We start from the raw sequence: 16,099 nt of genomic DNA, 5'->3' as shown, positions 1-16,099 counted from the left end.
TTTACACAAAATTTCATAAAAATGATCTAAAACCGAATCGACCCTCGTATAAATAGAGGGATTGTTCGGTTTTTTATGTAAATTGGAAACAGTAACCATTGACAGTCCATGTGAGTTGTCATATATTTATCACAATTAAACCAAGTGAACCAATAGGGATTGGAGATGTTGATCATGCAAAACAACCTAGTAAGCGCATTTCAAACAAACTGGGTCAGTTTAGTCGTTTCATTAGTAGTGATTGGATTTATTTATTTTCTGGGTAAAAAGAAAGTCAGCTTCGGTAACCGAGTATTCATCGGTTTAGGATTAGGTATCATCGCAGGGGTCATTTTTAATCAGGTAGGTCTGCAATTTAAAAGTGTCAGCACAATCGGAACGATTTACGTCAATCTGATCAAAATGCTTGTTATGCCACTGGTATTTATTCTTGTTATTAATAGTATTTCGTCGTTGTCCAACATGGCTCAACTTCGTAAATTGGGTTTCAAAACAATTGGTTGGTTCCTACTTACAACGGGGATCGCAGCTTTGATCGGTCTACTCGTGGCATTGGCGATTGATCCAGGTAACGGGATCGCACAAGCTGTTCCGAAGGATTTTAAAGCCAAAGAAATTCCAACTTTCTCCCAAGTTATTTTGGATCTAGTACCATCCAATCCAATTAGCGACATGGCGAGTGGTAAGGTTGTACCGGTTCTCATCTTCGCGATTTTTGTAGCTGTTGCGATCGTGTCGGTAGGTTCCAAGAAACCTGAAGCTGTAGCTTCTGTGAAGGCGTTCATTACTTCAGCTGCTGCGGTTATGCACCAAGTTGTTAAGTATGTGATTCGTTTGACACCTTACGGGGTGTACGCGTTGATCGCGGCTATGGCAGGGAAATACGGTTGGGAAACGTTAGAGCCGTTAGCTAAAATTATTTTGACTTCCTACGTGGCACTCATTATTCACTTCGTCTTAGTATTCGGTGGCCTTGTGCTGCTTGTAGCGAAAGTGAACCCGATTAAATTCTTCAAAAAGGCATATCCGACGATCGCTGTTGCTTTCACAACACGTAGTAGTTATGCAACGCTTCCTGTGAATTTGGAAGTGATTACGAAACGTCTTCGCGTATCACCGCGTATTGCTAGCTTCGTGGCACCGCTTGGGGCAACGATGAACTTTAACGGCTGTGGTGGTGTTTGGCCGGCGATTGTGGCGATTTTCGTAGCAAAAGTATACAATCTGCCGCTTGGCATTTCCGAATATGCGTTGTTGATCTTAGTAGCTGTCATTTCCTCCATCGGGGTGGCTGGTGTACCTGGTCCTGCTTCCATCTCAACAACGGTTGTATTGACTGCACTCGGCTTACCGATTGAAGGTATGGGTCTAGTTCTAGGTGTTGAAGCTTTGATCGATATGGGTCGTACAGCTGTTAATGCAACTGGAACTACGGTAACGGCGCTGTTAGTAGCTGAATCCGAAGGTGAATTCGACCGCGCTTCATTCGATCGTGATGAGGAAGACGAGTTGGATCTAGTAACTGCTTAATAAATAGAAAAGCAAAAAGACGAACAGCACCTTGGGTGTGTGTTCGTCTTTTTGCTTTTGGGTCGATGTATGTTCTACAACCGTGGGAATACGTAACGGACCAGGAAATACAACAGTCCGAAAATGATGATGATGTACGCTGAATATTTGATAAAGGTTGATGCGACAAGTCCCTTGTCATATTTTTGCTCAATTCGCTTCTGCTCAATATCTACGCTTTTCATCGGTTCCATCGTTATCAGCTCCCTTGTCTGGTATGGGTGATGACCTCTATACCAAATACTACCCATTCGGGTAGCTGCTGAATCACCGAACTGCTAAAAATGGAACAAATGACATCGACTTCGTATCCGTCAATCTCGGATAGTAGTCCTGTTTCGCCGCATGCGTACCCGCCAAGTAACGCGTTCCCTCCAAGCGACTTCCATATGCTAGCTACCCGAGGGGTTCCGAGCAGCATTAGATGGAAAATCTACAGTTAACCTAGCCGTTTTTCAATCGAAATCACCATTTAAATGGAAAAAATCCAGCTAATTTCTCGTCATTCGCCCATTTCAACGAAGATGTGCACAATTAGCTGGAGGAAATCCAGTTATTCTTATTAAATGACGATTCTTGCGCAAAATAGCTGTAGTTTCTCCAGTTAATGAAGTTCAAGAGCGTCTAGTCGTGGAGTTTCCTGTTTAAAACGAGGTATCACCTAGTCCTGCATCGCCGCATGCGTGCCCGCCATATACCCTGTGGAGAAGGCTGCCGTGATATTGTACCCGCCGGTGTAGCCATGGATATCAAGAATTTCTCCGCAGAAGTAGAGTCCTTGAACCAGCTTCGACTGCATCGTGCTTGGATCGACTTCTTTGAGCTGAATCCCCCCGCCGGTCACGAAAGCTTCTTCCAAAGACAGCGTTCCCTTAACGATAACAGGGAAGGCCTTCATGAGCTTGCACAGCTCTAACCATTTCTGCTTCGGAATGTTGTCATACGTCAGCTGCTCGTCCAGCTCCGACTTCGCGAGCAGCAGCGGTATGAGCCGCTCGGAGAGCAGGGACTTGAGCACGTTCTTAATCGCTTTCTTCGCGTCGCTCCTCGCGAGCGCCATGCTCTCGCTGTATACCTCGTCGGTGCTCCGCTCGGGGAACAAATCCACCGTGACGAGCACTTCTTTGCGCTCGGATTTGTTCAGTTCCTTCACGACGAACTGGCTGCAGCGCAGCGCGATCGGCCCTGACAGGCCGAAGTGGGTGAACAGTAATCACCCCCAAAACTATTGAAATCAGTTTTCTCTATGAATATACTGGTAAAAGATTAATAATTAATACAGTTAATTTTATTAAAGGAATTGAAGTTATAGATTTTATTGTCGGATAAGGTGGGATAGATTGGGGTATCAAAAACTTCTTAAAATAGTAAACATAATGGACAATAAATTAAGGTTAGAAAGTGTTGTTAGGATATATACAGAGAAAAAGTTGGATGGGTTACATTATGCTAGGTTTCTTCCAGATAAGAATATTGTCTCCATTTCAAGACCTGATCATACTACGGTTCATGAAGCTACTTCATTTCTGATATCAAGGAAAAGCAGTGGTAAGGCAATTAATACAGTAAGGAATGAAGCTAATGATTTAAAAAAATTCTTAGACTTCTTATTGATTTGGGAGATTGAATTATTAGAGTCAGATTTGCTAGTTGTATTAGAAGGGTTTACAGACTATCTACAGTTGATTAGAACGGATGTTGGTGTAGAGGATGCTTTAGAGTGGGTTATGCTAAGAACAATTCCTTTGAATATCTGGGGGGAATCTGAAGGTAAAGTTACTAATATTCAAAGAGATGAATTTGGAATGCTACAACGTTCTGCAATTAGTAGTTACTCAAGTACGAGTATAAATAAGATAGTGCGTACTACTGTGCAGTATCTTCTATTCTTGAAGAAAAGGTCATCGTATTATGCTTCACTTCAAATTAATGAGCTACCACATAAGAGTAAAAAATTAAGAGGTTTTATTTCGAGTACAGTTGGAGATAAACGCGTTCCAACAATTGATATCTCAACTATTACTAGAGATGTAGGGAGCAAAAGCAAATACTATGGTTTGAAAAGCTTGAAAGTAGATTCGATTTTTACATATGAACAAACAGAACAATTCATAGAAATTGCAAGTAATTACCAGGATAAACTTCTTTTTAATATTCTACGTTTCCTAGGTCCGAGGTCAAGCGAAGCGGCAGGTATATGGATTGATCCTACTTCCATTCCAAACAATCTACTAAGGTTGGATTATCATAAGGCTAAACGGCTAATTAAACAAGGTATTAAGGGCGATATAGACTTTTACGAAAAAGATATCAAGGGGTTTTGGGTTTGTAAGATCACGGATAGGGATAATCCGGATTTTAGAGCAGGACATAAAAGGGACGGGGAATATAGAGAAATTCCATGGCTATTTTCTCAAGAGGTTTTCCTGAATTTGCTTTATGAAGCATTAAGAGAGCGTCAAATATTAATGCGAAACATTAAAGTAGACCACGGATATTTATTTGTATCCAGAAATAGAAAAAGTCAAGGACTCCCAATAACAGGTAAAGCTGTAGCCAAGAAATATGAAAACATTAACAGACAACTAATAAGAGAAAGAGATTTAGATCTTTCACAGTTTAGCCCCCATACATTTAGGCATTTTTATGCTACCTATCTGCTGAAAAAACTGAATATTCAAATAGATGATGTTAGTAGATGGTTAGGACATAGAAGTACGGAAACTACACGTACAACTTATTCTCATTGGATTCCTAATGCTTATAATTCTGAAAATGATGGATCAGTGCAAGATATATTAGAAACCTTCAAACCGACAAAACAATAAAGGGAAGTGCATTTATGAGTTATCAATGGTTAGAATGGGATAAGTTTTCGATCATGTATTTGGAAGCATTTCACATGAGAGGGAGATTAAAAAGCCAAAGAGACTATTTAATAGAAAATTTGAAAAAGCTTAAGTTAATTGTAGATAATCTTCATAAAGATTTTACAGATGGAAAACAGTGGATGGAGGCATCTCTTGATAATAAAATTCGTTATAAGGAAGAAAGATTCACTGAAATGTACTATATAATTCCATGGTATTTAAATATTAATCCACAACATAAAGATGAAATTAATTATGACATGATGCTAAATTACTTCCAAAAAGACACTACTTCCTCCCAATTACAATATAAATGGTCTAGATATTTTGGTCTAGTATCAGATCAGGAAGATCAGTTGATTTCTCAAAATAGCACTTTTACTCGCACTGGCTTTAGAAAATGTTTGGGGATGCATACCATTCTTAAAAGGATGTCTCTCAATAGTTTTACTGATGAAGATAGTCAATATGCAAGGACTATTAGTTATTCCAACGAAGATCGTTATAATCCAAAGGTATTACAAGACCTGCGTATTAAATTGGGGTACACAAATGTTCTGATAAGGAGAAGAAAAAAAACAAATTGGGAAAAATTATTAAGTCATGCTAATCCAATTTGGGCAGATGTTGTATCCAAATATGATAATTACCTACTAGTTGCTGATGCTTCTGAAAATTACATTATTAGAATGTCTAAAATTATGTACGAATTATTTGAGTATCTAAATGAAGAGAAGAAAGATGATTTTACATCATTTACAATAAGTGATTTTAGGAAATTAACAATTAGGTTTAAGCAGGGGGGGGAAAAAGAGATTGGTACTTCTTATCATCTAAGTAAACTAAGCACTTTAAGAAAATTTTTTGAATGGGGAGTTGGAGCTTTACCTTCATTTTTCCCAATACACTTAAATTTCCCAGAGGAGGAGTGGGCTAGTTTATTCAAGAAAGCGTCAAAGGAATATATAAATAGCGAAGGGTTTGCTCTTTCATCTGAGGAGATTGCAAAAAAAATGGTGGAAGGTATTTATAAATATGTTCCTGAAAATGAAAGTGAAGAATTATGCAGATGGTTTTGGATTATAGTTGCTAGTTCTCCTCCCAGATTTAGTTTTGTATTGAACTTAGAAAGCAAACAAGCATTGAAACCGTTACCTAACCAACCTGAAGCTTTTGGATTATATTCACATGATGAAGATAAGGCAGGTAATAAGTATGGGCAATTCCCCATTCTTGATCCAATAGGTTATGAGGCCATTACTGAATTACAGAAACGAGCGGACCTACTCCAACTAAAACCAATATGGAGTAAAAAATATAAAAGAGAATTTATACACTTGTTCCAGTTTAATCAACCACCATGGATTCTCTCAGATTCTGCTGTTCGACGTTTTTTAGAAAAAATGAAATTAGTAGTGCTAAATGAAGATGAACTTTCTGAACGAATTAGTGCACATGGTTACAGAACTTTTTTATTAACTCATATAGCAATGAAAACAGGTAGTCTCGAGGCTGTTCGGGTTGCTGCTGGTCATAAAAATGAAGAAATGACAAGGTTATATTTAAAAAGCAGGGTTTCAAGAAATGCTTTACTTCATCGTGTGCTTTCTAAATATGAGCAAGGTGAAGTGAGTGGTAAATTTTATGTGAAATTGTTGCAGTTCCTCACATCGGAGGATCCGCCAGTTGAAGCTATGATGAATGCTCTCTCAACAGAAATGGGGTTAGACGAGTTTCTACTTAAATATGGTAAGCGTGTAGAAATGGGTTTTTGTTTAAGTCAAGAATCTTGCGACAATTGGTACAAATGCTGGGGATGTCAGAATTTTCTTATGCGCCGCGAGGAAATACAAGATGCAATAGTGGTTCTAGTGAAACAAATTATTAACATGAGGTCAATAATTAAATGTAGTACTAATTACACATCTAATAATTCGATTGCAGCAGGTCAAATGAGGACTATATCATTAATCATCAAGAGGCTAACTGAACTTGGACTTACAGAAGTGAAAATAGACGAAATGGTACTTGAAGCCATAGAAAATATAACGAAAAAGGAAGCTATATAATGGGTTCATTAGCAATTGCTAAAAATACTAAAAAATACATTTGTGAAGTAGGAGTAGATAGACACTTTACAAAATTAGAATGGGAATTAGTCATCTCAAAATCATGGAATCAAATTGAACATCTTACAAAACTTCCAATACAGAAATTCTGTGATCTTGTTTTTTATAAATCACTCTTAAAACACGAAAAATGTTACGTTAACTACTTATTGTTGTACCAACGAGTCACATGGTCATTGGATGATACATTATCAGTTAAGTTCTTCTCTCTACCCCTAAAAAAAATTCATAACTTTAATTGGATAGAAGATAAACTTGAGACGCATTTCGTTGAGTTATTTAAGTTGGATATCAATAATGAGTATAAAAAGGAAGAACTGAAAATTGATATTATGAATTTGGTCTTTTGTATTTGGGCTGCTGGGTATGGACTATTAAAAAATGAAGGCAGAAAATACGTTGACGATGATCTTCTCATGTTGCTAAAAGCCCATACTGAAAGGAAAAAAAACTTTGTGAGAAGAAGAGCTTTAGGAGTATTAAGTGTAATTCTTGAAAGAGAAAAAGAAACACATATAAAACATAGCATTTATAAAAAAAAGATTCCTAAATCTTACATAGATCTTGTGAAAAATAGATGGAAGACCTTATTGTGTGAAGTCAATACAGAATTAGCACAAAGTTTTTATGATTACAGTTTTGATTACATGCTACCTCATGTAAAGGATATAGATATAAAAGCTTTACCACAACCAGTTAATCGAATCCATAATGTAAGAAGTGCAATTAGACAGATAACATTAACTACTTGGGTTAGTGAAAATAGTAATCTTAAGAGGCATCTAAGATATATTAATAGTTTTGGAATAAATACGCCTCTAGAATTGATATCTGGTGGGCTTAATAAAGTGCTAATTCATATTAGCCGTAGCAGTGTGTGGGATCGCAAAAAAATAAATCACTTTAGATTTTTGCTAAAGAAATGGCTAACCTATTACATTTGGAAAAATGAATTGAATTTGGTTGTTAACACAATTATACCTACCTCATTAAAAAGAAAAACAAGCGTATATGGTAAGGTTTTAAGTTTAGGAAGTGCTTACACTTTAATACATTCTCTTCTAGACGAGCAATCACCTTATATTAATGAGAATGGTATATATGAGTTTCGTTGTAGAAGAGCTTGTCTTATTCAATTAGCAACGGGATCAAGGGTAACAGAAGTTTGTTTGTTGCTTAAAGGCTGTATAACTACAGATCATCATGGCAACAAGTGGTTGCATCTGCATAAAACAAAGAATGGTAAGCCTCGTGTTGTTAAAGCTAATGAAGATATTCAAAACTGGATTGATCAGTCTGCTAAGTTTGCTCCAAAATATAAGATTTACTCAGCAAGAAATAATAATGGGGATGGCCTAACCGAATATAGGATATTTGCTAACAAAATAGAGAGTAATGCATTAACAAATAATGATATATCTAAGTTTTTAATTAGGCTTCAAAAAAGGATTTGGCCTGAAAAACCTAAAAGTGAATATTTCACATCACATGATTTAAGGAGAATGCATGCCATTTATATGGTAATGAAAAATAAAAGCAAACATGAGATACAAGATCAACTAGGTCATAGTAGTCCCAATTCATTAATTCCATACATAGCGACATCTTCACCTGAAATTCAGCAATATTATAGTGAAATTTATAAAGAAGGCGTATGGGGTAATATTGTAAATAAACTAGAGGAGCCAACAGATCTTGAACTTGACCCACTTCTTGAACAGGCGGCAAAAGTGGTAGAAGCTGATGATAAAGAACAATTTATATCCTCACTAATTGAGAAGTTCAAGAACGAAGAAGCGGAGTTTGGCTTTTCAAATGATACCTCGTTTATGCCCATAAATAATGTCTCTGCTGGATTTCCGAGATTCACACATAACTGTGTAGCGCATGAAATGCTCAACTGTGGTCATACAGAACTTCATTGTTTTAAATGCGATTACTACAAGCCTGATGATGATAAATATAACGAGCATATTGCTGAAATCTTTAGATTTATGCTGTTGGCGTTACGCGGGGAAGAAATGGCGAAGTCAAAACGTGACTCCATTCAGAAAGAACTAGTTAGTATACGCTCAAATGACATTATAGAACTTATTGATGAATCTTTTCCAAAGTTATTGGAGAAGAAGTTTTCAATTACCCCGAGAGAGATCCCAAAACTGAAAAAAGGTTTATGGGACAAAGCTAAGGGTTACTGGAAAAAATATAAGCAAACCAAGCCAATATTAACTTTTGAAGAAGCACTTCAATATTTGAAAGAAGGAAAATTGGAATGGGTAGGAAAAGAAGCTTTACAATGAGTGAATTAAAATATGAAGCAGGGCAAGTTAAGAGGCATATTATTAACGAGTGCAAAAAGGGTAGATTATCAAAAATAGTTAAAAAGGACGTATTTTTACTCATTGCAAATCGACCTAAAATTAATTTGAAAAGTGACCGTACTCTATGGGAAGGCGAAGTTTGGACTTACCTTGACGAGTGGTATTCGAAGTTAGAAAAAGAAGTAGAAGAAATTAAAATTTCTTTAGATCAACAAGGTAATGTGGATGAAACCTCAGTTAATCATAAAGATTTAGCTGATCTTATGGATAAGAATCGCAAACAAAGGGACTTAATCTCTGAGTACAAAAAAGCCCTACATGCATTAAGAGAAGAGAATGAAAAATTAAGAATATTAGTAATTGAGAAGCATGGCACTATAGATCTTGTATGACTGGAGAGTTAGGGGATGATGAATTGAATGAGCAGGATGAATACGTAAAACAATTGTATGATGGAATATCAGAGATGGAAGCTACAGTTGAGAGGCTGCGTGAAGAGATTCAGAAGCTACAAACAGAGCGAGATGCATTACTGACTGGAAATTCATCTTTATACGAACAACCATGCAAAGTGTTGCCTGATTTTTAAAAAATGCCCCTTCTCTTTAAAAAGAGATAGGGGCACTTTTTTTATTCTGATAAAGACATTGCTGCATTTTTACCCGCAGTATAACCTGAAGAAAAAGCTGCTGTAATGTTATATCCACCAGTATAACCATGAATATCAAGGACTTCTCCACAAAAGTATAATCCATTCATGAGCTTGGATTGCATTGTTTTGGGATCGATCTCTTTTAGATTAACACCACCGCCTGTTACAAAAGCTTCTTCAATCGAGAGAGTACCTGATATTTTGATTGGAAAGGCTTTAATTAATTTGCTTAATGCCATCCAATTTTGTTTAGGTATATTATCATGTGTAAGTTGTTCATCGAGTTCTGCCTTTTGTAGAAGCAAAGGGATGATCCGTTCATTCAGATATCCCCTGAGAACGTTTTTAATGGCCTTCTTAGGCTCGTTTTTAGTTAAAGCGAGTGTTTCATCATATACCTCGCCAAGCGCTTTATTTGGCTGGAAATCAACAGTAAGGATAGTTTCTTTTAGCCCACTCTTTGATAATTCTTTTACAACAAATTGACTACATCTTAATGCAATTGGCCCAGAAATACCAAAATGCGTAAACAGCATGTCACCAGTATGAGAAATTATAGGCTTACCTTTACTATTCCATACCGTCAATGATACATCTCTAAGCGAAAGCCCCTGTAGTTCACGACTTTTAATAAAAGAATCATTAGAAGTTAATGGGACTTCTGTAGGGAAAAGATCAGTAATTGAATGACCTGCATCTTTAGCCCATAGATAACCGTCTCCAGTAGAACCAGTATGCGGGACGGATTTGCCGCCGGAAGCAACAATCACATTCTTGCTCCGAAGGGTTTCACCAGATTTTAAACGTACCCCAGAGACTGAGCCATTATTAAAATTAATGTTATCTACAGGGCTATTAATTCTTATATCTACACCTTGTTTCCGAACTTGATTAACAAGCGCGTCCACAACCGTTTTAGCTTTATCGCTTATAGGGAACATGCGACCGTTATCTTCTTCTTTAAGGCGAATTCCAAGGTTTTCAAAAAACTCAATGATATCCTTGTTACTAAAATTATTGAATGCACTATGTAAAAAGCGACCATTACCAGGGATATGTTTGATTAATTCATCCGTTTCTTTGTTATTTGTTACGTTACATCTACCGCCACCAGAAATCCCAAGTTTACGCCCCAATTTATCTCCCTTATCCAGGAGAAGAACTTTAGCCCCACTTAAGCTGGCAGCTATACTTGCCATTAAACCGGCAGATCCTCCACCGACCACAATTACATCGTATGCCATACAAAACTCCTTGACTCATTTTTGCAAATTGTATCATTAATTAGAACCAAACCCAAATAAGATGAAGACTCACAGCTATTTAAATAACAAAATATCCTTAATAATTCTGTATATCGTTTTCAACTCATCTAATTTAAGGTTAACCAAGAGAAGGTCTATTTTATTAAGGAGTTCATTTTTTTCTTTAGTTGTTCTATCTTTTTCTTCCTCAAATAATTGCGAGGGGTTAATATTCAACACTTCATAAATTTTTTGTATTGTTTCAAGTGTTATATTTACTTCTCCTCGTTCGATTTTACCGAGATAGGATTGATCTATGTTTAATAGCGCTCCAAGTTCCTCTTGTGATAATTGAGCAGCTTTTCTGTAGAATCTAACTTTTTTTCCGACGCTTGCAAAGAACTTCGACATATCCTCACCTCTCTACTTAAAGAGTAGGTAAGTCCATACAAAGTATGAAGTGTAATATACTACTTAATACCATTTGAAAATAGGTATTATATAACCTAAAATAAGGTTACACTAACCTACAAGGAGAATAACACCATGAGCAATTTAATGAGCCATCACGTTATTGAAAACGTGATTCAATATAAGATGCGGGGTAAAGTTGCTTATTTGGGTAATTTATCTACGACCTCTGCCTTACAACTTACTTATGTGAAGCCATTTGACCATCCTTCAGGCAAAGGATATCAACGTCCTGTTGATATCAAAAGATGTAATGATTTTGCTATGTATCTTTCAAAAGGGGACAATGCCCTATTTACTCCTATTTTGTTAAATGCGGAATCTAAGTGGGAGTTCTCTACTTATGATAAAAGTAGGCCATCCTATGGCAGGTTAATATGTAAGGAAAAAGCTTCATTGATGGATGGACAACATAGATTAGGTGGAATTAAACGTTATGCACAGGATACCAATTCAGAAATAAACGTTCCTTTCTTGGCATTTCACTTTCTAGATGAGGACGAAGAAATTCAGCTATTTGATACAATAAATACAAAGGCAAAAGGAATCGGCATTTCTCTAAGTAGATACCTACGCAGATATTCTGATGATTTCAGTTGGATAGCCACCGAGCTTATTGTTCGAAGCGATAGTCCATTTCATTACATTGGCACGATTACTGGTAAAAGAAGTACAGGTAGACATGTTACCTTGCAGAATTTATATAAAATATTAGAGTTTATGTTGAAGGCAAATCATGTGGCAAATTTAACTAAGGATGAAAAACTCATGATAGTCTTGGTGTACTTTAATGCTTTTAAAGAACATTTCAATATGGAATGGTTGGATTATAAGGAATATAGAATCACTCATATCGTTTGTTTAAATGCTCTTGCAATGGCAGGGGCTGTGATTTTTGCTAAATGTGTTTCTGAGGAGAAAAAGCAAATTGATTATAAACGTATGGCGAGTTATGTAAAGAAGCTTAAAGCTATAGATTGGTCCAGTTATGGCCCATTCAAGTATATTAAAGGTATAAGTGGATCTCGAACGTTATCGGCAGAATTGGTATCACAGATGTTATCGGAATAACTAGTAAAGTTGATTGCCAGATAGCTTGGTGTCCATTCTAAGTCACTAAAATATCACCTGCAAAACATCGAGCAATTGTGTTAAGAGGTAGGATATACTTAATAGATAATAAAATAACACCAGTGTAAGGGAATATCCGTTGTACTTGCCTTTGATATTTTCTATTGCTTGAAAATATAGAAATAGGAAGGAAAAACTTACGTTTAAATATTATCTCACACCAATAAAAAAGAGGAGATTGTTTATATACAATCTCCTCTTTTTTATTGCTATTTCTTACATGAATATCTTTAAGACTAACTTTAATTATTTTTTATATAACTTCTCAAGTGCCTCACGCTGAGGCTGCCTAATACTAACAACTGGGCGAATGCTTTTTGCCAAATTTTCAGCATCTTCGATGGTTTCGCTTTTTCCTAAAGTAATCAAAGTGCCAATGGCCACAGCGCCAGTACGTCCCTTTCCACCACCGCAATGGAATCCAACTTTCTTACCGCTCTTATACGCCTCTACAACGTGATTTATGGCTTGTTGGAATAGTTGGTCTTGTGGACCTTCTGCATTGTCACCAAGCGGCACCTGAAGCCATTCTACGCCATCTGTTGGATAGGCACACTCCGTAGCTTCACCGCGCAAATCGACTACAATCTCAACGTTCTCGTTTTTAATCATAGCCTCTACGTCTGCAGCTCCGCCAAAAAAAATTTTGTCATCAACAAGTGCTTGATAATTTTTCTCCATAATGATCTCCTTACTTTTTCTTAAAGGGTGTGAATTCAATTGTTACTGGCGAGGACGGTGCAGAAGGAGGAGCACAACATAGAGACATATCCTGCAAATCCCCTGCAGATTCAAATTCCGAATCCTCTTTGGTGTAAAAAATTTCCCAAGCATTACCGTCCGGATCATAAACCCAGACTTTATCTTGAACCGCATAACAGCATGTTGTGTTCATTTCATCTATGAGAAGAAGTCCGCTTTGTCTTAACCGTTCGCCCATAGCCAGAACGTCTTCCGTGTTATCTACCTGGAATCCCAAATGATTAAGGACGCCTTTTTTCTCAAAAGGTCGAACGTTTAAGGAAAAATGAAGGGCTGGATCATCCAACTCGAATTTAGCGTAATTTTCTTTGACTTTAGAAGGCTCCGTACCAAAGAAGGCACGGTAGAAATCAAGAGACCTCTGAAGGTTTAAACAGTTAACAGCAACGTGCATTCTTTTGATCATGTTACTTGCCTTCTTTCACAAATTGTTCAATTCGGCTCTTAATGGATCCGCGCACTTCACGAAATTTATCTGTAATTTCTTCTTCCGTCCCAGTTGCTTTCGCAGGATCGTCAAATCCCCAGTGCCATCTTTGAGCTTTATCATTACGGACAACAGGGCAGTGTTCATCTGCATGACCACACAATGTAATAATGTACTCAGCGCGGCCTAGAATCTCTGTATCAATCACATCGGAAGTATTGTTTGAGATGTCGATTCCATCTTCTTTCATTGTTGCAACTGCACGTGGATTTAATCCGTGGGCTTCTAAACCAGCACTTTTCACTTCATATTTATCTCCGCCTAAAGCTTTCAAATATCCATCAGCGATTTGGCTGCGGCAAGAGTTTCCTGTGCAAAGAAAATATACTAACGGTTTTTTGTTCTCCATGGTTTTATTCTCCTTTTTGTATGAGGACATCCAGGTTTAAGCGCCTTGATGCCCTTTCTTCATTTGTTTTGTGCCTAAAATAGCTTTTATGATTAGCGCGGCGATCACCAAAATGACTGCAATCGCAACAATTAACAACCAAATATTCACACTCGTTGTATTAATAACGTAAAGCCATAAATAAAGCCCCGTGAGGGTAATCAAGAGCGTTGGGACAGTAAGAATGATACCTGTCTTAAAATAATTGCCCCATGTGATTTTTACACCTTTCGTAGATAGAACATGAAGCCATAAAAGGGTTGCGAGTGAACCGATAGGTGTTATCTTAGGTCCAAGATCGCTTCCAACAACATTGGCGTAAATCAGTGCTTCTCGTATAATACCGTCTGTATTTGTACCTTTGATAGCAAGAGCATCAATCATAACCGTCGGCATGTTATTCATGATGGAGGACAAAATAGCCGACAAGAAGCCCATTCCTACTGTTGCGACAAATAATCCTTGTCCTGCTAAGTTCTCAACTACCGTTCCTAGGGCATCCGTGAGACCGACATTTTTAAGGCCATAAACGACAACATACATGCCGATAGAGAATATGACTACAGCCCAAGGAGCATCTTTGATCACTTGTTTTGTTTCGATCACTTTACTGGATCTAGCCATCAAAATGAAGATCAGTGCAACGACTCCTGCGATGATGGAAACAGGAATATTAATAAATCCGCTACTTACATACGCGACGAGAAGGATACCAAGGATAACCCACGACATTTTAAATAGCTTAAGATCTTTAATGGCATTTGAAGGTTGCTTTAATTGTTTCATATCGTAACTCGTAGGAATGTCCTTTTTGAAGAACACGTACAAGACTACCAGACTTGCTACTAATGAAAACAGGCTCGTGACAATCATGCGGCTTGCATAAGTGACAAAGTCGATACCGAAGAAGTCCGCAGATACGATGTTCACTAAGTTGCTGACAATCAAAGGCAAAGAAGTTGTATCTGCAATGAAACCACTTGCCATGATGAAAGGAAAAATCATTTTATCTGGCAACTTCAACGCTCGGACCATCGCTAATACAATTGGCGTTAGAATTAACGCTGCACCATCATTTGCGAAAAATGCAGCAACTGCCGCGCCTAATAAAATGACGTACACAAACATGAGCCGTCCATTTCCTTTTGCAATCCTCGCCATATGCAAGGCAGCCCATTCAAAAAATCCGATATTGTCTAAGATTAAGGCTGGGTACGGAACGTGTCCGTTGTTTCTTCTATAGAACCATCATTTGCGAAAAATGCAGCAACTGCCGCGCCTAATAAAATGACGTACACAAACATGAGCCGTCCATTTCCTTTTGCAATCCTCGCCATATGCAAGGCAGCCCATTCAAAAAATCCGATATTGTCTAAGATTAAGGAAATGAGAATAATTGCGACAAAAGCGAGCGTAGCGTTCCAAACGATGGATGTAACCGTCAGTACATCGTGGAAAGACACGACTTGGAAGATAAGAGCTAGGATAGCGCCAGCAGAAGCAGACCATCCGATGTTGAGGCCTTTAGGCTGCCAAATAACAAAAGTTAATGTAATAAGAAAAATAAGTACCGCAATGTAAGTCATGGTTCCTCCTAATCACAACAATTTAGATCTTCACAAGATATGGCATCCACTTTTTCTTTTTGGGATGGCAGGTGCTGAAANTCGAAGTTTCTATATGCAAGTACTAGTGAAGCTTATGGGTAATAAGAAAAATAAATACCGCAATGTAAGTCATGGTTCCTCCTAATCACAACAATTTAGATCTTCACAAGATATGGCATCCACTTTTTCTTTTTGGGATGGCAGGTGCTGAAAAAACTCGTTCAGAAAGGGTTTATCCTCAATATGTAAAGAATAAAAAACCCATTGGCCCTTTTTGGCTTCTTTAACTAAACCGCCGGCTTTCAGTTTTCGCATATGCTGACTCACATTGGGCTGACTGGTTTGTAAGAGTTCAACAAGCTCATATACACAAAGCTCACGTTCTTTGAGCAGAGAGAGAATCGTCAATCTCATTTTGTCTCCAAGTAGCTTACACAGGTCAGATAATTGTTCAATATCGGGCAAAAT

At 37.5% G+C, this 16,099-nt stretch carries 15 protein-coding genes and 3 pseudogenes; 7 read left to right on the top strand and 11 right to left on the bottom strand.

The window, feature by feature from the left end:
- Positions 1–174: 174 nt before the first annotated feature.
- Positions 175–1,530, top strand: coding sequence for a dicarboxylate/amino acid:cation symporter (locus ASG89_RS14095; RefSeq protein WP_057311350.1), 1,356 nt, complete (start codon positions 175–177; stop codon positions 1,528–1,530).
- Between the two features lie 74 nt (positions 1,531–1,604).
- Here ASG89_RS14095 and ASG89_RS37145 read toward each other — a convergent pair whose 3' ends face one another.
- From ASG89_RS37145 to ASG89_RS14090, 3 genes and pseudogenes are all read right to left on the bottom strand, one after another.
- Positions 1,605–1,763 carry a hypothetical protein gene (locus tag ASG89_RS37145; protein WP_200963481.1) on the bottom strand — a complete coding sequence of 53 codons (159 nt, stop codon included), beginning with the start codon at positions 1,761–1,763 and terminating at the stop codon, positions 1,605–1,607.
- A gap of 5 nt (positions 1,764–1,768) precedes the next feature.
- Positions 1,769–1,990 carry a hypothetical protein gene (locus ASG89_RS37665; protein ID WP_157276658.1) on the bottom strand — a complete coding sequence of 74 codons (222 nt, stop codon included), beginning with the start codon at positions 1,988–1,990 and terminating at the stop codon, positions 1,769–1,771.
- 240 nt (positions 1,991–2,230) lie between these two features.
- Positions 2,231–2,782, bottom strand: a pseudogene (locus ASG89_RS14090) (aminoacetone oxidase family FAD-binding enzyme); the annotation flags it as partial.
- 127 nt (positions 2,783–2,909) lie between these two features.
- Between ASG89_RS14090 and ASG89_RS14085 the strand changes: the two are divergent.
- From ASG89_RS14085 to ASG89_RS14065, 5 genes are read left to right on the top strand one after another with little or no spacing between them, the layout of a single operon-like run.
- On the top strand, positions 2,910–4,397 hold the full coding sequence (locus ASG89_RS14085) for a tyrosine-type recombinase/integrase (protein WP_057311348.1): 1,488 nt from the start codon (positions 2,910–2,912) through the stop codon (positions 4,395–4,397).
- Between the two features lie 14 nt (positions 4,398–4,411).
- A complete protein-coding gene (locus ASG89_RS14080) occupies positions 4,412–6,508 on the top strand; it encodes a site-specific integrase (protein ID WP_057311347.1) in 2,097 nt (698 codons plus the stop codon).
- Entirely contained in the window at positions 6,508–8,868 is a 2,361-nt protein-coding gene (locus tag ASG89_RS14075) for a tyrosine-type recombinase/integrase (protein ID WP_057311346.1), read from the top strand. Before ASG89_RS14080 ends, ASG89_RS14075 begins: the two co-directional genes overlap by 1 nt.
- Positions 8,865–9,281 (top strand): hypothetical protein, encoded by a 417-nt coding sequence (locus tag ASG89_RS14070; RefSeq protein WP_157276656.1) that lies wholly within the window; start codon positions 8,865–8,867, stop codon positions 9,279–9,281. Before ASG89_RS14075 ends, ASG89_RS14070 begins: the two co-directional genes overlap by 4 nt.
- Positions 9,278–9,478: a hypothetical protein gene (locus ASG89_RS14065; RefSeq protein WP_057311344.1), complete on the top strand. Its 201-nt coding sequence runs from the start codon at positions 9,278–9,280 to the stop codon at positions 9,476–9,478. Before ASG89_RS14070 ends, ASG89_RS14065 begins: the two co-directional genes overlap by 4 nt.
- Positions 9,479–9,519: 41 nt before the next feature.
- Here ASG89_RS14065 and ASG89_RS14060 read toward each other — a convergent pair whose 3' ends face one another.
- Both ASG89_RS14060 and ASG89_RS14055 read right to left on the bottom strand, forming a co-directional pair.
- Positions 9,520–10,785 carry an NAD(P)/FAD-dependent oxidoreductase gene (locus ASG89_RS14060; RefSeq protein WP_057311343.1) on the bottom strand — a complete coding sequence of 422 codons (1,266 nt, stop codon included), beginning with the start codon at positions 10,783–10,785 and terminating at the stop codon, positions 9,520–9,522.
- Positions 10,786–10,860: 75 nt separating this feature from the next.
- Entirely contained in the window at positions 10,861–11,196 is a 336-nt protein-coding gene (locus ASG89_RS14055) for a helix-turn-helix domain-containing protein (RefSeq protein WP_063867878.1), read from the bottom strand.
- A gap of 135 nt (positions 11,197–11,331) precedes the next feature.
- Between ASG89_RS14055 and ASG89_RS14050 the strand changes: the two genes are divergently transcribed.
- Positions 11,332–12,327: a DGQHR domain-containing protein gene (locus tag ASG89_RS14050; protein WP_057311342.1), complete on the top strand. Its 996-nt coding sequence runs from the start codon at positions 11,332–11,334 to the stop codon at positions 12,325–12,327.
- A gap of 306 nt (positions 12,328–12,633) precedes the next feature.
- Here ASG89_RS14050 and ASG89_RS14045 read toward each other — a convergent pair whose 3' ends face one another.
- The 6 genes and pseudogenes from ASG89_RS14045 to ASG89_RS14020 all read right to left on the bottom strand — a co-directional run bounded on the left by ASG89_RS14045 (position 12,634) and on the right by ASG89_RS14020 (position 16,096).
- Positions 12,634–13,068 carry a dual specificity protein phosphatase family protein gene (locus ASG89_RS14045; RefSeq protein WP_057311341.1) on the bottom strand — a complete coding sequence of 145 codons (435 nt, stop codon included), beginning with the start codon at positions 13,066–13,068 and terminating at the stop codon, positions 12,634–12,636.
- A gap of 10 nt (positions 13,069–13,078) precedes the next feature.
- Positions 13,079–13,555, bottom strand: coding sequence for an ArsI/CadI family heavy metal resistance metalloenzyme (locus ASG89_RS14040; protein WP_057311340.1), 477 nt, complete (start codon positions 13,553–13,555; stop codon positions 13,079–13,081).
- A 1-nt stretch (position 13,556) separates the two neighbouring features.
- Positions 13,557–13,985: an arsenate reductase (thioredoxin) gene (gene arsC, locus ASG89_RS14035; protein ID WP_057311339.1), complete on the bottom strand. Its 429-nt coding sequence runs from the start codon at positions 13,983–13,985 to the stop codon at positions 13,557–13,559.
- Between the two features lie 36 nt (positions 13,986–14,021).
- Positions 14,022–15,230 (bottom strand): annotated as a pseudogene (locus tag ASG89_RS14030) (arsenic transporter); the annotation flags it as partial.
- A gap of 176 nt (positions 15,231–15,406) precedes the next feature.
- Positions 15,407–15,610 (bottom strand): annotated as a pseudogene (locus tag ASG89_RS38650) (ArsB/NhaD family transporter); the annotation flags it as partial.
- 162 nt (positions 15,611–15,772) lie between these two features.
- Positions 15,773–16,096 carry an ArsR/SmtB family transcription factor gene (locus ASG89_RS14020; RefSeq protein ID WP_157276655.1) on the bottom strand — a complete coding sequence of 108 codons (324 nt, stop codon included), beginning with the start codon at positions 16,094–16,096 and terminating at the stop codon, positions 15,773–15,775.
- Positions 16,097–16,099 lie beyond the last annotated feature (3 nt).

The sequence above is a fragment of the Paenibacillus sp. Soil766 genome, assembly GCF_001428105.1.
In the GTDB taxonomy this organism is placed as follows: Bacteria; Bacillota; Bacilli; order Paenibacillales; family NBRC-103111; genus Paenibacillus_E.
Note: the sequence above shows the minus strand (reverse complement) of the source record. Positions and strands in the feature narration are given on the sequence as shown.